Below are 23,646 nucleotides of genomic sequence, written 5' to 3' on the forward strand. Positions count from 1 at the left end.
TCGAACATGTTGATGTCGATCGATCTAAAGAATTTTAAGAGCTATGAAAGCGCTACCCTCCCACTGGCAGCACTGACGTTTTTAATCGGCGCTAATGCTTCCGGAAAAAGCAACGTGCTTGAGGCTATCCGCCTGCTCAACTGGCTGGCAAAAGGCTTTCGTCTGGATGACATTACCCGCTCAATCCAGAGCGGTGACGCCGTTGTCCGCGGCCAAGCCAATGACCTTTTTCGGGACATGCAAAAAAGTGTCAGTTTGGGTGCCCACTTTGGAGAAGCCAAAGAGGGATGGGATGATTTTGAAATCTCAATTGGCCTGATTGCAGATCAGTTGGTCGTCACCGGGGAAAAAATCGACAAGCAAGGCGAAAAATTTTCGCTGTATCAAGTTGATGGGGTCTCCAGCCCTCACACCGATGAAATAAGCGTTGCCTATAACAATTTCAGCAGAGGTAGAAATAAACCGCGTATTTCTTGCTCAAACAGGCAAGCCATTTTCTATCAAATTGAAACTCCCGGACGATTTGATGCACGCCATCTGGAATCACAACGCGTTATTCCTCTTGTGACCAAGGCAGTACGTGAAACGCTGCGTAATGTCGTGTTTCTTGATCCGCGACCTGCGTTAATGCGTGATTATGCCTATTTAAAAGATGATCAAATAAAAGAAGATGGCAGCAATCTGTCCGCCGTTCTTTTTGGGTTATCACAAACAGCGGAAGAAAAGAAAAAACTACTTGGCTTTATAAAATCCCTTCCAGAGCAAGATATTACCGATATTCAGTTCATCAAAACCGACCGTAACGATGTAATGGTTCGTTTAGTAGAAACTTTCGGCCAAATGAGCCGAAATGTTGATGCCCCGTTACTCTCAGACGGAACCTTACGTGTTCTCGCCATTGGCGCCGCACTTTTAACGGCACCTACTGGATCATTGGTTATTATTGAAGAAATTGATAACGGCGTTCATCCCAGCAGGGCTGAAACACTGGTACGCCAACTCGAAAAAATCGCCTCCGAAAGAAAGCTACGCATCCTATTAACCTCACATAACCCTGCACTATTGGATGCGTTACCGGACAGTGCCTTGGCGGATGTTGTGGCGTGTTACCGGGACCCGGACCTAGGAGACAGTCGTCTCGTGCGTTTAGGCGATCTTGATCGATATCCCGAGCTCGTTGCACAGGGCCCACTTGGCCAACTGATGACACGGCGGGTTCTCGATCGTTTTCTAAAAGACAAGACGACCGACGAAGAGCGTGAAGCCAATACGCTGGACTGGTTTGAACAGTTAAAACAGAGCACTTCGGGAGCACAGGAATGACAGCTATCTGCCTCCTGGACACCTCTATATTTCTCGAAATCCTAAATGTTCCGGCCAAAGCTCAACACCACCCACTGATTTTTCAGCAGTTGAAGGATCGTGTTCGCCTGAAAGAGACCCTGTTCCTGCCGATGGCGACGATTCTGGAGACGGGAAATCACATTGGCCAGAACGGGAATGGGCAACAGAGACGTGCCTGCGCTGCAAGGTTTGTAGAACAAGTAGGCCGCGCGCTGGCCGGAGGATCACCGTTCAAACCCGTTAGTTTCTTGACCGCAGAAGAAATGGCAGTCTGGCTGTCTGATTTTACCGAGCATGCAACAAATGGAAGCGGCTTGGGAGATCTGTCGATCATTCACGACTGGAATCGTCTCTGTTCGCTTAATCGCGGCCGTCGCGTATATATTTGGTCTCTCGATGCTCATCTCTCGGCCTATGACAGAGCGCCAGAGCTATAACCTCCCGCTGACCATAAGCGCACTCCAGGCATAACGGCGGCATAGTTGTCGGTTATTTGACCAGGCGCTTCTCTTTGGACGGCCTGTAGCCAAAGTACGCGCTGTAGCACTTGCTGAAATGACTCGGCGAGACAAACCCGCAAGCAACCAGCACGTCGACCTGGGAAAGCTCAGTGTGTTGCAGCAACCGGCGGGCTTCGGTGATGCGCAGTTCCAGGTAATAACGCTGCGGCGTGGTGCCAAGCTGTTCCTTGAACAAGCGCTCCAACTGCCGCCGGGAGCGGCCCGCATACACCGCCAGTTGCTCAAGCTCCAGAGGCTCTTCGAGGTTGGCATCCATCAGGTTGACCACCTCGCGCAACGGCGCGCTCAAGCAGATATTTTCCGTCGGCTTGACCCGCCGGTAGCGCGACTCTTCAAACGCCAGGATGTCCTCGATGCCCTCCACCAACGCCTTGCCGTAGAGCCCCTTGATCCAGTCCAGCGCCATATGAAACGCCCCCGACGGGCTCGATGCCGTCAGCCGGTCGCGGTCAATCACATACGGCTCACTGCTGACCTGCGTCGCCTTGCAGAAATCGGCCAGGGCCGGGCGATGTTCCGGGTGCACGGCGCAGCGGTAGCCACCCAGCAAACCTGCACGCCCCAGGAACCATGCCCCATTCCACAACCCGGCCAGGCTCACACCCTGCTCCGAGGCGCTTTTGAGCAGGTGGACGAATTCTTCGCTGGCCTTGAGTTCGGTGCGGTAGCCACCGCAAATCACCAGCAGGTCCAATTCTTTAAGCACCGAAGACTCAAGCCGCGCATCGGGCCGAATCACAAGGCCCAGATCGCTGGTGACCTCTCCTTCCTGCAAGCCGAAGGTCGAGGTAGAAAACGACGCAGGCCGCAGCAGGTTCGCGGTGATCAGCGTATCCAGCGCCTGGGTGAACGCAGGCAGCGAGAAATGCTCGAGCAACACAAATCCCGCACGCACCGTTTGACGAGCTTCACCGGGTTTTTCATTCAGGTAACGGAGGTTCTTGCCTTTCATGCCCCCGCTGAATTGCCGTCGTTCGATCAAGTGCCTACGCCCTCGCCCGTTTCCAGAGCTTACCCGCCACACTGACAACCGCCAGGACCACGGCCCCGGCAATGATTCCCGCCACCGCATTAAGCAACGTCGGCACCAGCCACGCCAGGCCACCGGTACTCTGGCTCACCGTCTCGATCCAGTGATGCACCACCGGCACACCATGGGTCAGGATGCCGCCGCCGACCATGAACATCGCCGCCGTGCCGATCACCGACAGGCTTTTCATCATGTAGGGCGCCGCCCGCAAAATCGCCGCGCCAATGCTGCGCGCTGCCTGGCCGGGCTTTTGGGTCAACCATAGGCCCAGGTCATCGAGTTTGACGATGCCGGCCACCAGGCCGTAGACGCCGATGGTCATGACGATGGCGATGCCCGACAGCACGATCACTTGCTGCATCAGCGGCGCATCGGCCACGGTGCCGAGGGTGATGGCGATGATTTCGGCAGAGAGGATGAAGTCGGTACGGATCGCGCCCTTGATCTTGTCCTTCTCGAAGGCCACCAGGTCTGTGGCCGGGTCCGCCACGGCTTCCACCAGGTGTGCCTGCTCTTCGGTGCGCCGGTGCAAAAAGGTATGCGCGAGCTTTTCGAAGCCCTCAAAACACAGGTAAGCACCGCCCAGCATCAACAACGGCGTGACCGCCCACGGCGCAAACGCGCTGATCAGCAAGGCGGCGGGTACCAGGATCAGCTTGTTGACGAACGAGCCCTTCGCCACCGCCCACACCACCGGGATTTCCCGCTCGGCGCGCACCCCAGAGACTTGCTGGGCATTCAGCGCCAGGTCATCGCCCAACACGCCGGCGGTTTTTTTCGCGGCCATCTTGGTCATCAACGCCACATCGTCGAGCACTGCGGCGATATCGTCGATCAATACCAGCAAACTGCTTCCTGCCATGGCTCGGGCTTCCCGTGATTCAAAGTGCGCCGAGAATAACGCGGTGCACACCGGGTTAGCGAGCCGTTCAGTGCCGAGGGGTTTGCCACCCGCCGCCAAGGCTCTGGATCAACGCCACACTGCCCTGGCTGAGTTGGCCCTGGGTATCACGCAGGTTTTGCTCGGCTTGCAGCAACACCAGTTGCTGGGTCAGTACATTCTCCTGGCTGACGGTGCCGGCGCGCAGTTGCGCCTCCTGGCTGCCGAACAGTTGCTGGTTGCGCTGATACACCTGCTGGAAGGCGTCGGCCTGGGTTTGCAGATGGTTGATCGCCGACAGGTTGTCTTCGACGTTTTGCAAGGCACTAAGCACGGTGCCCTTGTAGGTCGCAGCGATCTGGTCATAGCTGGCCTCGGCCTGCTTGACCGCCGCTTCACGGGCGCCGCCATCAAACAGCGTTTCCGCCAGCGCCGGGCCCAGGGTCCAGATCCGGTTGGGCAGCGAGAACAACCCGCCCAGGGCGCTGCCGCGATAGCCGGCTTCGGCGGTGAGGTCCAGGGTCGGGAAAAATGCAGCTTCAGCCACACCGATTTTGGCGTTGGCCGCCGCGGCCGAACGCTCCGCCGCCACCACATCGGGACGCCGCTGCAACAGGGTCGAGGGCAAGGTCAAAGGAGGGCGAGGCAGCACAAAGGTGTAGTCATCCCGCGCCGCCACGGCAAACTCGCTGGGCGCCACGCCCACCAGCACGGCCAGCGCGTGTTCGTATTGCTCACGGTCGCGCAGCGAGGTCTGCAGGTCGGCAATCGAGGTGGTCAGTTGGTCCTGGGCCACCAGCAACTGGTCGTTGGTGGCGACGCCCTGGGTGAACTGCACCTGGATCATGTCGAGCAACTTCTGGTTGATGGTCTGTTGCTGTTGCAGCAGGCGCACATCGATATCCATCTGCCGCAGGGCGAGGTAGTTGCTGGCCACGCTGGAACTGATGGACAGCCGCACCCCAGCCAGCAATGCATCCGATTGCTGGGCCGTGGCCTGGCTGGACTCTATCCCGCGCCGCACCAGGCCCCACAGGTCCGGCTCCCAACTGGCGGTCAAGGTCGCGCTGACGCTGTTTTGCACACCGCCAGAATTGGTGACGGTGTTGGACGTGCTACTGCCGCTACCTGCCGAACCCCGTGAACCCGACAACCCTACGCCGACGGTAGGCCACAACCCGGCCCGGCTCGACGCCACCTGCGCCTGGGCCAAACGGTAAGCCGCCTCGGCCGCGATGATCGATTGGTTGGCCTTGGACGAGCGCGCCACCAGGTCGTTCAGCACCGGGTCCTGATAGGCCAGCCACCATTGGCTGTCCATCGCCCCTTGGGGGTTGGCCGCCGCGCGCTGCCACTGGGCGCCTTCCTTGAAGGTCTGCGGCAGCACCATGGCGGGCTTCTGGTAATCGGGCCCGACCATGCAGCCGCCGAGCAGCAGGCTGATGCAAAGTACGCTGTATTTCACGTTCATAACCTTGCTTCCTTACGCCGACCCAGGCGCTGTGACGCCCGGTCGAGCCACAGGTAGATCACCGGGGTGGTGTACAGCGTCAGCACCTGGCTGAACAGCAAGCCACCAATAATCGAAATCCCCAACGGCCGGCGCAGCTCCGAACCATAGCCGGTGCCGAGCACCAGCGGCAGTGCGCCGAGGATCGCCGCCAGGGTAGTCATCATGATCGGTCGGAAGCGGATCAGGCACGCCCGGCGAATCGCTTCCTTGGCCGTGAGGCCGAACTCCCGCCGCTCGGTGATTGCAAAATCAATCATCATGATCGCGTTTTTCTTCACGATGCCGATCAACAGAATCACCCCCACCAGGGCAATGATCGACAACTCGGTGCCGGTCAGCAGCAAGGCAATCAACGCGCCGACGCCCGCCGAGGGCAAGGTCGAGAGGATGGTCAGCGGGTGCGTCAGGTTTTCGTAGAGGATGCCCAGCACGATATACACACACAGCAGCGCAGCGACGATCAGCAACGGCTCGCTGGCCACCGACGACTGGAACACCTGGGCCGTGCCGGCAAACTGGCCGACCACACTGGCGGGCATGCGCAGCTGCTTCACCGCATCGTCGACCATCGCGGTGGCCTGGCCGATGGACGTGCCGGGGGCCAGGTTGAATGAGACAGTTACCGCCGGGAACGTGCCCTGGTGGCTGATGGAAATCGCGGTGCGCGCCACCGTGTTATCCGCCAGTGCCGAGAGCGGCACCAGGGTTTGCGAAGTGCTCAGGCTGGGCGCCACCGTGGTGCCTTTGGTGGCGGTGGCCTGGGTGCCCGTCGGCACATAAATACCCTTGAGCGCCAAAGGGTCGGTCCAATACTCCGGGGCGATTTCCATCACCACGTGGTACTGGTTCGCCGCGCGATACAGGGTCGCGACCTGGCGCTGGCCAAAGGCGTCGTACAGCGTCTGGTCGACCGCCGAGACACTCACCCCGAGGCGCGCCGCCGTGTCGCGATTGATCTGCACATTGGCCAACAGGCTGTTGTCCTGCTGGTCGGTATTGAGGTCGGTCAGTTGCGGCAATTTACGCAGCACCGCCACCACCTTGGGCACCCATTCATCCAGCGACTCCTGGTCATCGGCGGTCAGGGTGTATTGGTATTGCGCGCCACTTTGCCGGCCGCCCACGGTGATGTCCTGGGCCGACTGCAAATACAGCTTGGTGCCCGGCAGGTCGCCAAGGCTGTGGCGGATCTGGCCGATGATTTCAGTGGCGTTGTCGTTGCGCTCGCCCAGCGGCTTGAGCAGCACAAACATCTGTGCGCTGTTGACCGCCCCGCCACCCCCTCCGCCACCGCCGACAAACCCGGCCACGGTTTCGATGTTCGGGTTCTTCATCACCTTGCGGTTGATCTCGGTGAAGTCCTTTTGCATCGCCCCGTAGGAAATGCTCTGGTTCGCCAGGATGCTGCCCTGCAAGCGCCCGGTGTCTTCCTGGGGGAAAAAGCCCTTGGGCACCAGCACGTACAACACGCCGGCGAGCACGATCACCAGCACCGTCACAAAACCCATCAGCACCGTGTGGTCGATGACCCAACCGAGGGTGCGATCGTAGAAACGGTGAAAGCGTGAGTCCGGGTGTTCGTTGCCTTCGTGTACTTCCTTCGGTGCGCGCAGCAGTACGCTGGCGAGCATCGGCGTGACGGTGAGCGAGATCAGCATCGAGATCACGATGGCCACCGACAACGACACCGAAAACTCGCGGAACAGCCGCCCGACAATCCCGCCCATCAGCAGCAGCGGAATAAACACCGCCACCAGCGACACGCTGATGGTCAGCACCGTGAAACCCACCTCCTGGGCGCCGGCCAGCGCGGCCTCGACCCGGGTCTTGCCGCGCTCCAGGTGGCGCATGATGTTTTCCACCACCACAATCGCATCGTCCACCACAAAGCCGGTGGAAATGGTCAGCGCCATGAGGGACAGGTTATTCAGGCTGTAACCGAGGAAGTACATTGCGCCAAAGGTGCCGAGCAACGACAGTGGCACCACAATCGCCGGCACCAGGGTGCTGCGCCAGTCGCGGAAGAAGCCGAACGTCACCAGGGTCACCAAGAGGATCGACACCAGCAACGTGATCTCGACGTCATGCAGCGAGGCGCGAATGGTGGTGGTGCGGTCCATCAGCAAGTTGAGCTTGATCGTCGCCGGAATCGAGCTTTGCAGAAACGGCAGCGAGGCTTTCACCGCGTCCACCGTCTCGATCACGTTGGCGCCCGGCTGCTTGAACACCACCAGCAACACCGCCGGCTTGCCGTTGGACAGGCCGAAGTTGCGCAGGTCCTGCACGTCTTCGCGCACGTAGCCAAGGTCGGAAATATGGATCAGGTCGCCGTTGTGCGCCTTGACTACCAGCGGCCCGTAGTCTTCCTCGTTGAGCAACTGGTCGTTGGCGGCGATGCCGTAGTTGCGGTCGCCAATCGCCACGTTGCCCTTGGGCAAGTTGACGTTGGAGGCGTTGATCACCTGGCGCACCTGCTCCAGGCTGACGCCGTACTGGTTGAGTCGGTCGGGGTTCAACTCCACCCGCACCGCCGGCAGCGCGCCGCCGCCCACGGTCACGTCACCGACGCCGGTGGTTTGTAACAGCCGCTGCTCCAGCAGCGTCGAGGCCACGTCATACATCTGCCCCGGCGTGGCGCTGTCGGAGGTCAGGCTGATGATCAAAATCGGCGAATCCGCCGGGTTGACCTTGCGGTACGTCGGGTTGCCGGACAGGTCACTGGGCAGGTTGCTGCGCGCCGCATTGATCGCCGCCTGCACGTCGCGGGCGGCGCCGTCGATGTCGCGGTTCAGGTCGAACTGCAGGATGATCCGTGCCGAGCCGAGGCTGCTGGACGAAGTCATCTGCGTGACCCCGGCGATCTGCCCGAACTGGCGCTCCAGGGGCGTTGCCACTGAACTGGCGACCGTGGTGGGATCGGCGCCGGGCAACGAGGCACTGACGCTGATGGTCGGGAAGTCCACCTCCGGCAGCGGCGCCACCGGCAGCAGCATAAAGGCCAGCGCGCCAAACAGCGCGAGGCCGGCCGCCATCAACGTGGTTGCAATCGGGCGGCGAACGAACGGCGCGCTGAGGTTCATTGCCATCAGACCGCTTCAGCCGGCTGGCGACTGAAACGCTGCCCCAGGCCGTGCATGGCGAGGAAGATCACCGGCGTGGAAAACAGCGTCAGCAGCTGGCTCAACAGCAGCCCACCGATAATCGCGATGCCCAACGGGTGACGCAGCTCCGAGCCAATCCCGGTCCCCAGCGCCAGCGGCACCGCACCGAACAGCGACGCCATACTGGTCATCAGGATCGGGCGGAACCGCAACTCCGCCGCCTGGCGGATCGCAGCCGTCGGGCTCAGGCCGCCCTCGCGTAATAGCTCCAGGGCAAAGTCGACCATCATGATCCCGTTTTTCATCACGATGCCGATCAGCAGCACAATGCCGATCAAGCCGATAATGTCGAACTGCGTGCCGGTCACCAGCAGCGCCAACAAGGCCCCGAGCGCCGCCGACAGCAGCGTCGAAAGGATCGTCACCGGGTGCACGAAGCTCTCGTACAAAATCCCCAGCATCAGGTACACCACCACAATCGCCGCCACCACCAGGAACACCTGGTTCGACAACGACTGCTCGAACGTTGCCGCCGCGCCTTCCAGGTTAGCCTGCACCGACAGCGGCAAGCCGACCTTGGCCTCAATGTCCTTGAGCCGCGTCACGGCCGCGCCAAGGGTCTGGCCGGGGGCGAGGTTGAAGGACACGTCGGCATAGGGAAACTGGCCCAAACGGTTGATGGTCACGGGCGCACGCACCACCTGCATGGTCGCCATGCTCGACAGCGGCGCGACACCGCCGCCCGGAATATCCACGTACAAACCCGTGAGCAAGTCCGGCAAATTGCGCGGCGGGTGGTCGGTGGCGATCACCACGTGATACTGGTTGAGCTGGGTGTAGATAGTCGAAACCTGGCGCTGGCCAAACGCGTCGTACAGCACATCGTCGATCGCCTGGGGCGTGATGCCCAGTCGCGAGGCGGTAGCACGGTCAAAGGTCAGCTGGATCTGGTTGCCGAACTGCATCGCCTGGCTTTGCACATCGGTGAACATTGGGTCTTGCTTGATCGCCGCCAGCAGCTTGGTGGTCCAGGTTTCCAACTCGTCCGGGTCGGTGGCTTGCAGGCCCAGGCGGTAGCTGGTGGTGGACACCGTGGCGTCGAGCGTCAAGTCCTGCACCGAGTGCAGGTACAGGCGGATGCCAGCGTCGTCGGCATTGGCATCGGAGAGCCGGCGGATCACGTCGCTGGCGCTGTCGCGCTCGCCGCGCGGCTTGAGGTTGATCAGCAGGTTGCCCTGGTTGATGGTCGGGTTGGTCTGGTCGATACCCACGAAAGACGACAGGCTTTGCACCGCCGGGTCCTTGAGGATCCGGGCGGCGAGGCGTTGCTGTTCGGTCTGCATCTGCTGGAACGAAACCGTCGGCGCCGCCTGGGAAATGCCCTGGATCAGGCCGGTGTCCTGCTCGGGGAAAAAGCCCTTGGGCATGATCACCAGAATCAACAGGGTCAGCGCAGCGGTCAGTGCTATCGAGATCAGCGTCAGCGTGCGGTGTGCCAACACCCAATCCAGGCCACGCACGTAGTGGGTATTGATGCGGTCGAAGAAATCCGCACGGCGCGCCTCGTGCTTATTCTTGAGCATCCGCGCGCACATCATTGGCGTGAGAGTCAGCGAAATGAAGGCTGAAATAACGATGGTCACGGCCACGGTCATGGCGAATTCGCGGAACAGCCGGCCGACCACATCGCCCATGAACAGCAGCGGGATCATCACTGCAATCAGCGCAATCGACAGCGAAATAATCGTGAACCCGATCTGCTCCGAGCCCTTGAGCGCCGCCTCCAGCGGTGAGTCGTCGGCCTCGATATAACGCGTGATGTTTTCGATCATCACGATCGCGTCATCCACCACAAACCCGATGGCGATGGTCAGCGCCATCAGCGTCAGGTTGTTCAGCGAGAAGCCCAACGCATAGGCCACCGCCAGGGTGCCCACCAGCGTCAGCGGAATGGTGACGGCGGGAATGATCGTGGCGGGCACGTTGCGCAGGAACGCGAAAATCACGATCACCACCAGCGCGATGGCCATGGCCAGTTCGTACTGCACATCAGTGACCGAGGCGCGGATGGTTTGGGTGCGGTCGGTGAGCACATCGACCTTCAAGGTGCCCGGCAAACTCGCCCGCAGCTTGGGCAGCAATTGCTGCACACGGTCAACCACTTGGATCACGTTGGCGCCGGGCTGGCGCTGGATATTCAGCACAATCGACGGCGTGCTGTTGGTCCACGCGGCCTGGCGCGGGTTCTCCGGGCCCTGGGTGGAGCTGGCGATCTGCGACAGGCGAATGGGGGCGCCATTTTTATAGGCGATCACCAGGTCGCGGTATTCCTCGGCCGATTGCAGCTGGTCGTTGGCGCCAATCGAATATGCCTGGAACTTGCCGTCGATGTTGCCCTTGGCCTGGTTGACGTTGGCCGTGCCGAGGGAGGTGCGCAGGTCATCGATGGACAGGCCCAGGCTGTTGAGCGCCGAGGTGTTCGCCTCGACCCGCACCGCCGGGCGCTGGCCGCCGCTGATGGTCACCAGGCCGACGCCAGTGATCTGCGAGATCTTCTGCGCCAGGCGTGTGTCGGCCAGGTCTTCGACCTTGGTCAGCGGCAATACATCGGAGGTCAGGGACAGGGTCAGCACCGGCGCATCCGCCGGGTTGACCTTGCTGTACACCGGCGGGTACGGCAGGTTGGCCGGCAAGAAGGTACCCGCGGCGTTGATCGCGGCCTGCACTTCCTGCTCCGCCACGTCCAGGGACAACGACAGGTCAAATTGCAGGGTCACCACCGAGGCGCCGTCGGAGCTGGTGGAGTTCATCGATTTAAGGCCCGGCATCTCGCCGAGCTGGCGCTCCAGCGGCGCGGTAATGGAAGAACTGACCACGTCCGGGCTGGCGCCGGGGTACTGGGTGAACACCTGGATGGTCGGGTAATCCACCTCCGGTAATGCCGACACCGACAGCAGGTGATACCCCAACAGGCCGAGCAACAGCACCGCGACCATCATCAAGGTGGTGGCCACAGGGCGTTCGATAAAGGGCCGCGAAATGTTCATGCTCGGCAGCTCCTCACTGGGCGACGACCTTCACAGCCGATCCGTCATCCAGTTTGTCGGCGCCTTCGGTGATCACCTGCTCGCCCGGTTTGACCGCGTTTTCGAGTACTGCCGAGACATCGCCCATGGACGGGCCGGTTTTGATAGTGCGCAGGCTGGCCTTGTCGCCATTCACCACGAACACGAAATCTCCCTTGCTGCCATGCTGGATCGCCCGGGTGGGCACCACGGCAACCTGAGTCAAGGTGTCGGCTTTCAGGCGCGTATTGACGAACTGATTGGGAAAAAGCGCATTGCCCGAATCATCGAACTGCGCCTTGACCTTGATCGTGCCGGTGGTGGTGTCTACCTGGTTATCCAGGGCCAACAGGCTGCCAGTGGCCAGCAAGGCCTTTTTATTGCGGTCGTAGGCCAATACCGTCACGGCGCCACGGCCCAGGGCCTGGTTGATAGCGCCCAGGTCGTCCTCGGGCACGGCGAACACCACCGTGGCCGGGTTCATCTGGGTAATCACCACGATGCCGGTGGTACTGGTGGTGGTGACGTAGTTGCCCGGGTCTACCAGGCGCAGGCCCACCACACCGTCGACCGGCGAGGTGATGGTGCAGTAGCTGAGTTGCACTTCAAGGTTCTGCACATTGCCCTGGTCGGCGGCCACAGTGCCCAGTTGTTGCTGGACCAAAGAGGCCTGGGTGTCGACAGTTTGCTGGCTGGTGGAGCCGGCCTTGACCAGTTCGCGATAGCGCGCCAAATCGCGCTGGGCATTGCTCAACACGGCCTGGTCGTGGGCCAGGGTGCCCTTGGCCACCGCCAGTTGGGCCTTGAGAGCACGGTCATCGATCCGCGCGATCACCTGGCCCTTAGTGACGTGCTGGCCTTCCTTGAACTCCACGCTGCTGAGGATCCCATCGACCTGGCTGACCACGGTCACGCTGCGCGTCGGGGTGACGGTGCCGAGGGCATCGATGTACACCGGCACGTCCTGCAACACCACCGGCACCACGGCGACCGGTTCGCCGGTGGCGGGCGGCCTGCCTTTATGCCCACCCGCGAAGAAGTGCAAACCCAAGGCAATCAACAACGCTACCAGTAACAACGTGCCAACTGCCCAGGCGAACGTACGTCGTCTGCTTTTCTCCACGGTTTTTCTCTCGAACGCCGAAATCAGGATGGAGCGATCGCACCCTTTGGCTGATCGCTGCCCTGAACTCTAGCAGCGCGTTCGACGTGTGCCTGTACGACCGTGAATACGTTCAGCATCAAGACAGACATAGTCAGCCGCAGCCCCCGAGGCACGGGGGCCGCGTACCGATCATCAACGATAGCTGTAGGCCGTCAGCGCCGTACGGTCAATGTGCTGTTCCAGGCGTTTGAGCGCTACGTCCATCGGGCACAGCAAACCTGCCTGGGTGCGAACACAGCCTTCGCCGCTGGCAAGGTCTGCATGCAAGGGCGGCTGCGCCGTGGCCAGTGGTGCCAACTGGCGGATCTGGTCCAGGGATTGCGCCTCGAACGCCACCCGCAGGAAATAGCGCCCGGTCTTAAGCTGCTTGTAGCGTTCGAATTGCAGGCTGCCTACCGGCGGAATGTTGCCTTCGAGGTAGTCGCCCAGGGCCCAGCGAAAACCCAGCATCGTACGCAGGTAGGAGATGTTGGTGTCGTGGGCGACCAGTAGGGTAAACCGCGCGTCCGGCGGGTTACCCAAGGCATCATTGACGGCCTGGGGAGTGCCCTGTTTGAGGGCCAGGGAAATCTGATTCATCAACTGCGAGCCGCCACGGCTGGCGATGTAGAGGCTGTCGTTGATGAAGTCGTACTTGGCCTTGGTCAACGTGGTCAATTGCGCCACCTGCGCTGGCGTGACGCCTTGGCCGAACGCAACCTGGTCCAAGGGCAGGCCTTCGCTGTATTCCAGGCGGAAGGTTTCCCCAAGATTGGCTTCAAGACTCAAGCCTTTGATTGCCACACGACCCTCTTCATCTTCGACCAATTGCCAGGGTTGGTCGCGGTATTGGCACGCTGTGGCCTCAGCGCAAATGACGTTGCGCAACTGCTGTTCGGCGCCGCGGTAGCGGGCCTGGGCGCCAGCAACACTGCCGCCCATGCGCGCGAGCACACTGTCTTCGGCGCGCTGGGGATCGAGGCGGGCAAACGGCATTTTATCGGCCTGGAACAACGCGTCCTTGTCGCCCTGCACCACGCTCGGTTGCAAGCCGCATCCGGGGAACAGGCCGTCGAGCAACGCCGTGGCGGTGGCCTGGGTCCGTTGCAAGGGGCTGGCGCGCACAAATACTTCGCCAGGGGCCGGGCAGCCGTTGGGCAACAAGCCCGCAGCGCGCAGCACCTGGCCACGGTAGCGACCCATTTCCACCGCCGCCGCGTAGCCATGGCCGGTCAGGTGTCCGTCTGGCACCGACCACTTCGGCAACTCGCGGCCGGTGACCTTGGCCAGTTTCGCACTGTCGGTGGGCGGTCGCACGCCATGGCGGCTGACCTGCACCACCTTGTCCAGCACAAAACCGTCGGCGGGCGCGGCCTGCACCGAATGCACCGAGACCACGCCCAGCAATAACAAAGGGATGACGCGTGTGAGAAAAGACAACATACAAGCATCCTGTTTCGGGTGAACGTACGAGCCATTCCCGCTCATGGCAAACGGGAATGGCCGCGCAGGGTCAAGGGTAGCGGTAAGCCGTCAGCGCCGAGCGGTCAATTGCATGGCCCGTGCGTTCGACGAATTGCGCGATCGGGCACAGGGTGCCGACAGCGGTGTGTTGGCAGCCAGGCTGATCGAAGTCCACCTGCAACGGCGGGTGCGCTGCGTCCAAGGGCTGCAGCGCGCGGATCTGGTCCATGCCCTGGGTAATGAACCGCGTGCGGACAAAACGCTCACCGGTCTGGCTGTCGCGGTACCGTTCAAACGCCAGTGTGCCGGTGGGCGGGATATTGCCCGGTTGGTACTCGCCAAGCTGCCAGGTAAAGCCGAGCATGGTGCGCAGGTGCGAGATATTCGTGTCGTGGGCCACCAGCATCAACAGGCGCGCGGGCGGCGGGTTGCCCAGTGGGTCATTTTTTTCCAGCACCGTGCCCTGCTCCAGGGCCAGCACAATCTGGTTCATCAACTGCGAACCCCCACGGCTGGCAATGTAGGCCGTGTCATTGATGAAGTCGTATTTGGCCCTGTGCAAGCGCCCCAGTGCCGAGACTTGTGCTGCATCCTTGGCGTGACCAAAGGCCACGTCGGCCAGGGGCATGCCTTCGCTGTATTGCAGGCGAATGGTCTCGGCCATGGACGAGGCCTTGTCCAGGCCTTTGATCTTGAAGCGCCCGCCATCGCCTTCCTTCAGTGCCCAAGGCGTATCGAAGAACGGGCAGGCTTTGCCGGTTTCGCACACAGCGTCTTTCAGGCGTTCCAGGTCCGGTCGCAAGCGCTCCTGGGCCGCTTGAAGAGTGCCGCCGAGGGCTTCAAGTATCTGCGCCTTGGCAATGACCGGGTCGAGTTTGGCGAAGGGCATTTCATCAGTCTGGAACAACGGGTCAGGCTTGGTCCGCGCCCGGGCCTTTTCGCCACAACCGGGGAACATGCCGTCCAGCAGCGCGGCGGCGGTGGCGCGGGTGCGCTGCTTGGGGCTGGCGACGGCGACCACACTCCCAGGTGGCGGGCAGCCGTTAGCCAGCAGTCCCGCAGTGCGGTAATGGGCCGCCTGCCAGGCGCCCATCTGGCTGGCCGCCAGGTAGCCATGGCCGGTCAGTTCGCCGTCCTGCACCAGCCACGGCGTCCAGTCGCGGCCCGTGGCCTGCACCAGCTTGTCGGTGTCGGTGGGCGAGCGCACGCCATGGCGGCTGACCTGCACGGCTTTTTCCAGCACATAGTGGCTGTTTTCGGCGGCCTGAAGGCCCGCACACAGCGTGAGCAAGACGATGGCCAGGCCCGTTCGTTTGAATACGGTCATGCGCAGTCTCCCTTGATCAGAATTCATATTTGAAACCCAGGCGATAACGCGCCTGGCGCTGGTCGGTGTTCTTGTCGACGTACACGTCGGCGACTTCCAGGTACGGCGTAAATTGTTTGTTGACCTTGTACTCAAACAACACCTTATTGCTGTAGTTAGTCTTGGTGCCGTCAAACACGACTTGGTCGCTGTAAATTTGTTTGCGGCCGACACCTACCGACAACGGCCCAAATTTGTATTTGGCACCCAACTCAATCACATTATCTTTTTTATCCTCCTTGCCCGACGCGTCGTAGTTAGTGAGCTTGTAGTAATAGCCCGGCGTAATGGAGAACTTTTCAGTGAGGGCGTAAGAAACTTTCAACGAGGGTTTATAGGACTTTTTGTCCTTGGCCACGGCATACGTGAACTTGGGCTTGACCTTCCAGTGCGGCCCCAGCTTGTGGCTGTACTTGACCTTGGCCTTGAGTTCGTCCTTGGTCAGGCGCGAAAACGCCTTGCCGGGCTGGCCGTCCTTGTCGGGCGCGGTGTTCATCACCGACTCGAACGAGAACGCCAGCCCATTGTCGAGTGCCTGGGTGAGCATGACTTTGTCTTTATGCTCGCGATCGACTTCCGAATACTGATGTTGGTAATCAAGTTCCAGGGCCTGGACGGTGGTAGAGGCTACCATCACACCGATCAACGAGATCCGCCTGATGGCTTTCTTGTTAGGGTTAACGCTCATTTTTTTCATCTTCGCACCTGTTATTTTTATTTTTAATGTCAAGACAACTTCCCACGACGGCTTTCCAGACGCGCAGACGTACTCCTTGTTGCTCACTCGGATTGTTCTGAAACAAGGGTTTATCAGTCAGTTAAAGGCTTGGCCAACGCATGCCGTTGCCGGCGGTAAACCTGCCCGGAAAACAGCGCGGTCATCAGTACCGAGACCAGTGAGGCACCGATCCAGAACAGCGACAAAGTATGGAAGTCGTACAGCTTGCTGCCGTCTGCGGCCAGGGTGGTGCCGTGCTCGATCAGCACACCGGTAAGAATTTCACCCGCCGCCGCCCCCGCATAACTGGCGATCCCGATCATGCCCAGTGCCGCACCGGCAGCGCTTTTGGCGGCGATGTCCACGGCCATCAAACCGCCGAGGAAACACAGCAATGCGCCCATGGACAAGCCAAACAGCATCATCGCCGCCGCGTCCAGCCAGTAATGGCCACCCGGCAGGAACAACATCATCCCCAGGGAGGCACTGTTCATCAGGCCAAACAGAACCGCCAGGCCATGGCGCCGGCCACTGAAGAAACGGTCGGAGATCAGCCCGCTCAACCCTGTGCCGACAATCCCGAATACGCCGGTAATGGAGATCAGCGCCGAGGCCGACAGCGTGGTGTAGCCCTTGGCGTTCTCAAGGAAAAACACGCCCCAGGAAATCACTGCATAACGGCCGATGTACATCAGGCACGACGCCAGCGCCAGCAACCACAGCGCCGGGTTCTTCAGCAGCGCCAGTTGTGCGCCCCATTTGCCGAGGGTCTTGGAGACCATTTCGGTACGGCCGCCGTCGACTTCGGCAAAGCCTGCGCTTTGCGGCGAGTCGGCCATGAACAAGTAAATCAGCAACATACCCAGCAACCCCATCGCGGTGGCCAGCCAGTAACCGTATTGCCAACCCCAGGTCACGATCATCGCCGCGACCGCAATGTAGGTCAGTGCTTCGCCGAGGCTGTGGGCAATCGACCAGAAGCCATAGAACGTGCCCCGCTCCTTGTCCGAATACCAGCGCGACAGCGAGACCACGCACGGCCCCACACCCATGGATTGGGCCCAACCGTTGATCCCCCAGGCGATGGTCAGGATCACGGCGTTGGTGGTCAGGCCCATGCACGCATTGACCACTGCGCTGATCAACAAGCCAAGCATCATGAAGCGTCGCACATTGGCGTGGTCCGCCAGGAAGCCATTGACCAGCTTGCCCACGGCATAGGTGAAAAACAGCGCCGAGCCGATCATGCCCAGTTGCGTCGGGCTGAGGATGTTCTGGGCCACCATTGCAGGCTTGGCAACGTTGAAGGAAAGCCTGCACACGTAGAACAGCGCATAGCTCAAGGACATGGATAAAAAGGTCAGCCAGCGTGCGCGGCGAAACCTGCGGCCATCGGGGTCGTCGACACCGGGCCTGGCCGGTGCGGCATGGAACAGTTGCAGGATGGATCTCATGGCGGACAGTCTCCTATTGTTATTATTAGCTGTACGTTGAAGCGAGACTCAGGCCTCCAGTGACGGGCCGATCAGGCCAGCCAGTTGCGGGTAGACCTGAGGGCTGGCCACCAGCAGTGGGTTGCCACTGAGCAAGCCATCGCCCCGCAGGAAATCACTGCAGCGCCCACCGGCCTCACTGACCAGCACCAGCCCTGCTGCACAGTCCCAACTGTTGATATGGGTTTCGTAGTAGCCCACCAGCCGGCCGGCCGCGACATAGGCAATCATCAAGGCGCCGGAGCCGTTGCGGATGAACATGCCGCCGCTCTCCAGCAACCCGCAAAGAAACGGAATGAAGTGCTCTTTGCCACGTCGGTGGGAAGTGCCAACGCCGGTCACGCCGTAGCGAATATCCGCGGCCTGGCTGACACGAATCGGCGTGTCGTTGACGTAGGCGCCCAGGCCACGGCAGGCGTGGAAAAGTTCGTTATGGTTGGCGTCCGCTACTGCACCCAGCCAGGGCTGGCCGTCCACCAACAAGCCGATGGACACACACCAGGTGTGCAGGCCGTTGACGAAGCAACTGGTGCCGTCGATCGGGTCTACCACCCATACGCAGCGGGCCTGCAATCCGTCGGCGCCGCCCTCCTCGCCGACAAACCCGTCCGCGGGGAACTGCTCGGCCAGACGCGCCTTGATAAACACCTCCAGTTCCCGGTCAGCGACGCTGACGACGTCCTGGGGTACCGAATCCTTGTGCTCAACGTTCAACTGCTCGCGCTGACGGTAATACGCCATACCGCGTTGGGCCGCCTCACTGGCGACCTCACGTGCCAAGGCATACCGTGCTGCCAGCTCATCCAGGTCCGATAACGTCTGTGCCTGACTCATAAACCCAACCTCTAAACGCTGATTGCACACGTGTGCAATCATCCTGGAAAAAAAAGTGAAGGCAAGCCCTTTGCGAAGGCCAACCGATCACCGATTACTGCTCATACAACACGAAATAAATTTTCTCTTCAAGTAGGTTATGAAATTTTATTTCTGAATTAGCGTACTGCCGCGCTCAATCAACGTCACCGGCACCGGCTCAAACTGCGCGATCCGCATGAAATTCTCGCCGCGGGCCACAATCGCATTCACCGCCCGTTGCGCCAACTGCACACTGTCTTGACGCACAGTGGTCAGGTCGTAGGCCAGTTGCGAGGCTTGGGCGATGTCGTCAAACCCGATCACCTGCACCTGTTGCGGCACTTGTATGTTCAAGGTGAAGCGCAGCGCATCGAGTGCGCCCAGGGCCAACATATCGGTCGCACAAAAGATTCCATCGGGACCCTCGCCCTGGCTGAACAACGCCAGCAATGCCTGGATTCCGCCCTGGTAGCCCGGGGTTTCATTGAACACCGTCTGCGCTTCGAGGCCGTCTTCGGCCAAGCGTTCGGCAAACCCCAACCAGCGCTCCCGGCTACTGAAGTTATGCTCGCCCTGGCCAATGAACGCCAGGCGCCGGGCACCACCCTTCAACAGCGCCTCGGCCGCCATTCGCCCGCCGGCCCGGTTATCACTGCCGACGACTTCAGCGCCGGCCAGCTCATGGCCACGGTTGATCATGGCCACGGGAATCTGCCGGTCCAGGTAGTGCTGGACCACCGACAAGGGTGGCGAGGCCGAGGTCAGGATCACCCCGGCAATCTGGTAACTCAGCAAGGCGTGCAACGACTGCTCAAGCTGCTGCGGATCGTCGGCATTCATCAGCAACGGCATCAAGCCGCGACGGCTCAGGCTATGGGCGATGGGGCTCAAGAGGCTGGCGCGAAAGGCGCTGTCAAAACCGGCGGTGACCACGCCGACAAAGTTACTGCTGCCCTTGTTCATGGTGCGGGCGATCATGTTGACCTGATAACCCAGGGCCTTGGCTGCGGCCATTACTTTTTCGCGGGTAGCAGGGGCCACGCTGGCGCCGGCGGTAAACGTACGCGAGACCGCCGACCGGGACACACCGGCATGCCGGGCCACATCAAGGGAGGTAATCACGTTTTTGTCAGAAGCGTCCATGGTCAACCCGCCCACTGCGAAAGAGGCGTTACGTTAATGGCAAACGCACCTCAAGGAAAGCGCGCAACGGTGCATTCTTGAGGCCCGCGCAAAGCCGGTGCTACCATGCCCCACCGCCTGTCTTGGCAAGGAACCTCCCGGTCTATGAGCACCATTCGCGAGCGCAACAAAGAACTGATCCTGCGGGCTGCCAGTGAGGAGTTTGCCGACAAGGGCTTCGCCGCGACCAAAACCAGCGACATCGCCGCCAAGGCCGGGCTGCCCAAGCCCAACGTTTACTACTACTTCAAGTCCAAGGACAACCTCTACCGCGAGGTGCTCGAGAGCATTATCGAGCCGATCCTGGCCGCCTCCACGCCGTTCAATCCTGACGGCGACCCCAAGGAAGTGTTAAGCGGGTACATCCGCTCAAAAATCTGCATCTCGCGGGATTTGCCGTTCGCCTCGAAAGTGTTCGCCAGCGAAATCATGCACGGCGCCCCGCACCTGAGTGCCGAGCAGGTGGAACAGCTGAACGCCCAGGCCAAGCACAACATCAACTGCATCCAGAGCTGGGTGGACCGGGGGCTGATCGCACCGATCGACCCCAATCACCTGATGTTCAGCATCTGGGCGGCAACACAGACGTACGCAGATTTTGACTGGCAGATTTCGGCGGTGACCGGGAAGGCCCGGCTGGATGAGGCGGATTACGAGGCGGCGGCGCAGACGATTATCCGGTTGGTGTTGAAGGGGTGTGAGCCGGACTGATAGACCGTGGTGTAGTCATCGCAGGCAACTGGATTTGTGCCGGACACAGAATGTATGAACGACAGAGGTCCCCTGTGGGAGCGGGCTTGCCCGCGATAGCTATCTCCCGGACACATCCCGCCAAAATCTGGAACACCCCTTAAAACATTCCCATCTAGCCTTTCAGAACTCACTTCTGCAAAGGGGCAACGGAATGCCTGATCTACCCGCTTCATCTCGTCTACGCACAGGCCGCTATGACGAACCCAACCGAATTTATCTTCTGACCAGCAACACACTGCATCGCGAACCCATATTCAGCGACTTCAAGCTAGGCAGACTGGTGGTGCAGCAATTCAGAATTGCGCAAAGCCAGCGATTGGCAACCTCACTCGCCTGGGTAGTGATGCCCGATCATTTCCACTGGTTGATTTCGCTGGAAAACGGTTCGTTGGCTGACCTGATGCGCCAAGTCAAATCCAAAAGTACTCGAGTCGTGAATGCCGTTGGCGGGCGAAAAGGGCGTCTTTGGCAACCAGGTTTCCATGATCATGCCGTGCGGCGCGAAGAAAACCTTGAGGGCATAGCTCGGTACATCGTGGCCAACCCCTTGAGGGCGGGGCTGGTGAAAAAATATGGCGACTACCCACTGTGGGATGCGATCTGGCTTTGACTGGAGACCGAGTTGCCGCCATCGCGGGCAAGCCCGCTCCCACATTTTGATTTGTGAATACATTCAACTGTGGGAGCTGGCTTGCCTGCGATGACTATCCATCAGTCACTTCAAATCAGGCAGTTACCCCCGCATCCGCCCACAACCCCTGCCCCTCGATGGCACTGATCGCGCACTGCTCGTCAATATCCGACGTATCACCACTGATCCCGATCGCCCCCAGCACCACGCCAGCCTGATCCCGAATCAATACCCCGCCCGGTGCCGGCACCACGCTGCCCTGCCCAAAACTGTTCAACGCCGCAATAAACGCCGGCCGCTGTTGCGCATCCAGCGCCAGCAATCGCGAGCCCTTGCCCAGGGCAATCGCCCCCCAAGCCTTGCCGATCGCGATCTGCGGGCGCAACAGGCTTGCGCCATCTTCACGCTGCAACGTAATCAAATGCCCGCCGCTGTCGAGCACCGCGATGGTCAGCGGTGCCGACGAAATGGTGCGGCCTGCCGCAATGGCGTGGCTGGCCAGGTTGACTGCGACTTTCAAGGTTAAAGCGCTCATGGGTGCCGTCCTTATCTTGTTATGGGGAAAGCCGTGGGGCTCTGTTTGATCAGAAGCCGGATCCAACAAATAGAACACAATAGATTTATTTTTTGTATACAATATTTCGAAACATACGCTCCACATGTCGAAAAAACCTTATCCAGGAGCCTTCCGACGAACGTAAAGGCCAGCCAAGAAAATGGATTGACCTGCCCCGCTCGCCGTGAATACACTTCGGACAAACACCACTTGTATACAATTACAAAACGCAAGAGGCACCAAAACCATGAGCAAAATGAGAGCAATCGAAGCCGCCGTCCTGGTGATGCGCCGTGAAGGGGTCGATACCGCCTTCGGTATCCCGGGCGCCGCGATCAACCCGCTGTATTCGGCCTTGCAGAAGGTCGGTGGCATCGATCACGTCCTTGCTCGCCACGTTGAAGGCGCCTCGCACATGGCCGAGGGCTACACCCGCACCAAGGCCGGCAATATCGGCGTGTGCATCGGCACATCGGGCCCGGCGGGCACCGACATGGTCACCGGCCTGTACAGCGCCTGGGCCGACTCGATCCCGATCCTGTGCATCACCGGCCAGGCGCCGCGTGCACGGATGCACAAGGAAGACTTCCAGGCTGTCGACATCACCAGCATCGTCAAGCCGGTGACCAAGTGGGCGACCATGGTCATGGAGCCCGGCCAGGTGCCGTATGCCTTCCAGAAAGCCTTTTATGAGATGCGCTCCGGCCGCCCTGGCCCAGTGCTGATCGACCTGCCGTTCGACGTGCAAATGGCCGAGATCGAATTCGACATCGACGCCTACCAGCCGCTGCCCCTGGCCAAGCCGTTGGCGACCCGCATCCAGGTGGAAAAAGCCCTGGCACTGCTGGACCAGGCTGAACGCCCATTGCTGGTGAGCGGTGGCGGCGTGATCAACGCCGACGCCAGCGAACTGTTGGTGGAGTTCGCCGAGTTGACCGGCATCCCGGTGATCCCGACCCTGATGGGCTGGGGCACGATCCCGGACGATCACCCACTGATGGTGGGCATGGTCGGCCTGCAAACGTCCCACCGTTATGGCAACGCGACACTGCTCAAATCGGACGTGGTGCTGGGCATCGGCAACCGCTGGGCCAACCGCCATACCGGTTCGGTGGAGGTGTACACCGAGGGCCGAAAATTCATTCACGTGGACATCGAGCCGACGCAAATCGGCCGTGTATTTACGCCGGACCTGGGCATCGTTTCCGACGCCGGTTCTGCCCTGACGATGTTCATTGAAGTGGCCCGCGAGTGGAAAGCCGCTGGCAAACTCAAGGACCGCAGCGCCTGGCTGCACGATTGCCAGCAACGCAAGGCCACCCTGCACCGCAAGACCCACTTCGACAACGTGCCGGTCAAGCCGCAACGGGTGTACGAGGAGATGAACCAGGTGTTCGGCAAAGACACCTGCTACGTCAGCACCATTGGCCTGTCGCAGATTGCCGGCGCACAGTTCCTGCACGTCTATAAACCCCGCCACTGGATCAACTGTGGCCAGGCCGGCCCGTTGGGCTGGACCATTCCGGCGGCGCTGGGTGTGGTCAAGGCAGATCCGACCCGCAAAGTCGTGGCGCTGTCGGGCGACTATGACTTCCAGTTCATGATCGAAGAGCTGGCGGTGGGCGCGCAGTTCAAGCTGCCGTACATCCACGTGGTAGTGAACAACTCCTACCTGGGGTTGATCCGCCAGGCCCAGCGCGGGTTTGAAATGGACTACTGCGTGCAGCTGTCCTTCGACAACCTCAATGCGCCGGAACTCAACGGGTATGGCGTCGACCACGTAGCCGTCGCCGAAGGCCTGGGTTGCAAGGCCCTGCGGGTGTTCGAGCCGGGCCAGATCCAGCCTGCACTGCGCAAGGCTCTGGAAATGATCGAAGAATTCAAGGTTCCGGTGATCGTTGAGATTATTCTGGAGCGGGTGACCAATATTTCCATGGGCACCGAAATCAACGCCGTCAACGAATTCGAAGACCTGGCATTGGTGGGCAACGACGCACCGACCGCCATCTCACTGCTCGATTAAGGAGAAC

18 protein-coding genes are annotated in these 23,646 nt (G+C 60.6%); 5 read left to right on the plus strand and 13 right to left on the minus strand.

Annotated features, from left to right (window positions below):
- The first annotated feature begins 6 nt into the window (after positions 1-6).
- Positions 7-1,323 (plus strand): ATP-binding protein, encoded by a 1,317-nt coding sequence (locus tag RGV33_RS23840; RefSeq protein ID WP_322146503.1) that lies wholly within the window; start codon positions 7-9, stop codon positions 1,321-1,323.
- Positions 1,320-1,781, plus strand: a complete 462-nt coding sequence (locus RGV33_RS23845) for a hypothetical protein (RefSeq protein WP_322146505.1) — start codon at positions 1,320-1,322, stop codon at positions 1,779-1,781. The genes RGV33_RS23840 and RGV33_RS23845 overlap by 4 nt, the downstream gene beginning before the upstream one ends.
- A gap of 52 nt (positions 1,782-1,833) precedes the next feature.
- On the opposite strand, the gene RGV33_RS23850 is transcribed toward RGV33_RS23845, so the two are convergent.
- The 12 genes from RGV33_RS23850 to RGV33_RS23905 all read right to left on the minus strand — a co-directional run bounded on the left by RGV33_RS23850 (position 1,834) and on the right by RGV33_RS23905 (position 19,637).
- A complete protein-coding gene (locus RGV33_RS23850; RefSeq protein WP_322148728.1) occupies positions 1,834-2,817 on the minus strand; it encodes a GlxA family transcriptional regulator in 984 nt (327 codons plus the stop codon).
- 34 nt (positions 2,818-2,851) lie between these two features.
- Positions 2,852-3,757, minus strand: a complete 906-nt coding sequence (locus RGV33_RS23855) for a DUF808 domain-containing protein (protein ID WP_322146507.1) — start codon at positions 3,755-3,757, stop codon at positions 2,852-2,854.
- Positions 3,758-3,824: 67 nt separating this feature from the next.
- Positions 3,825-5,246: an efflux transporter outer membrane subunit gene (locus RGV33_RS23860; RefSeq protein ID WP_322146509.1), complete on the minus strand. Its 1,422-nt coding sequence runs from the start codon at positions 5,244-5,246 to the stop codon at positions 3,825-3,827.
- Positions 5,243-8,368 carry an efflux RND transporter permease subunit gene (locus RGV33_RS23865; protein WP_416152135.1) on the minus strand — a complete coding sequence of 1,042 codons (3,126 nt, stop codon included), beginning with the start codon at positions 8,366-8,368 and terminating at the stop codon, positions 5,243-5,245. Before RGV33_RS23865 ends, RGV33_RS23860 begins: the two co-directional genes overlap by 4 nt.
- Positions 8,369-8,373: 5 nt before the next feature.
- Entirely contained in the window at positions 8,374-11,436 is a 3,063-nt protein-coding gene (locus RGV33_RS23870) for an efflux RND transporter permease subunit (RefSeq protein WP_322146514.1), read from the minus strand.
- A gap of 13 nt (positions 11,437-11,449) precedes the next feature.
- Entirely contained in the window at positions 11,450-12,577 is a 1,128-nt protein-coding gene (locus tag RGV33_RS23875; protein WP_322146516.1) for an efflux RND transporter periplasmic adaptor subunit, read from the minus strand.
- Positions 12,578-12,751: 174 nt separating this feature from the next.
- A complete protein-coding gene (locus RGV33_RS23880) occupies positions 12,752-14,041 on the minus strand; it encodes a histidine-type phosphatase (protein ID WP_322146518.1) in 1,290 nt (429 codons plus the stop codon).
- A gap of 70 nt (positions 14,042-14,111) precedes the next feature.
- Complete coding sequence (locus RGV33_RS23885) at positions 14,112-15,389, minus strand: histidine-type phosphatase (RefSeq protein ID WP_322146520.1); 1,278 nt, start codon at positions 15,387-15,389, stop codon at positions 14,112-14,114.
- A 16-nt stretch (positions 15,390-15,405) separates the two neighbouring features.
- A complete protein-coding gene (locus RGV33_RS23890) occupies positions 15,406-16,116 on the minus strand; it encodes a porin (protein WP_322146522.1) in 711 nt (236 codons plus the stop codon).
- 122 nt (positions 16,117-16,238) lie between these two features.
- Positions 16,239-17,600: an MFS transporter gene (locus RGV33_RS23895; protein ID WP_322146524.1), complete on the minus strand. Its 1,362-nt coding sequence runs from the start codon at positions 17,598-17,600 to the stop codon at positions 16,239-16,241.
- Between the two features lie 48 nt (positions 17,601-17,648).
- Positions 17,649-18,473, minus strand: coding sequence for an inositol monophosphatase family protein (locus RGV33_RS23900; protein ID WP_322146526.1), 825 nt, complete (start codon positions 18,471-18,473; stop codon positions 17,649-17,651).
- Between the two features lie 147 nt (positions 18,474-18,620).
- Positions 18,621-19,637 (minus strand): LacI family DNA-binding transcriptional regulator, encoded by a 1,017-nt coding sequence (locus RGV33_RS23905; RefSeq protein ID WP_322146528.1) that lies wholly within the window; start codon positions 19,635-19,637, stop codon positions 18,621-18,623.
- A 144-nt stretch (positions 19,638-19,781) separates the two neighbouring features.
- Between RGV33_RS23905 and RGV33_RS23910 the strand changes: the two genes are divergently transcribed.
- Both RGV33_RS23910 and RGV33_RS23915 read left to right on the plus strand, forming a co-directional pair.
- Complete coding sequence (locus RGV33_RS23910) at positions 19,782-20,387, plus strand: TetR/AcrR family transcriptional regulator (RefSeq protein WP_322146530.1); 606 nt, start codon at positions 19,782-19,784, stop codon at positions 20,385-20,387.
- A gap of 193 nt (positions 20,388-20,580) precedes the next feature.
- On the plus strand, positions 20,581-21,039 hold the full coding sequence (locus RGV33_RS23915) for an REP-associated tyrosine transposase (RefSeq protein ID WP_322146532.1): 459 nt from the start codon (positions 20,581-20,583) through the stop codon (positions 21,037-21,039).
- A gap of 115 nt (positions 21,040-21,154) precedes the next feature.
- Here the strand turns inward: RGV33_RS23915 and RGV33_RS23920 are convergent, their stop codons facing one another.
- Positions 21,155-21,595, minus strand: a complete 441-nt coding sequence (locus tag RGV33_RS23920; RefSeq protein WP_322146534.1) for a heme-binding protein — start codon at positions 21,593-21,595, stop codon at positions 21,155-21,157.
- 268 nt (positions 21,596-21,863) lie between these two features.
- Here RGV33_RS23920 and gcl point away from each other — a divergent pair, with 268 nt between their 5' ends.
- Positions 21,864-23,639, plus strand: coding sequence for a glyoxylate carboligase (gcl, locus tag RGV33_RS23925; protein WP_322146536.1), 1,776 nt, complete (start codon positions 21,864-21,866; stop codon positions 23,637-23,639).
- The last annotated feature ends 7 nt before the right edge of the window (positions 23,640-23,646 follow it).

The organism is Pseudomonas sp. Bout1 (assembly GCF_034314165.1).
GTDB lineage: Bacteria > Pseudomonadota > Gammaproteobacteria > Pseudomonadales > Pseudomonadaceae > Aquipseudomonas.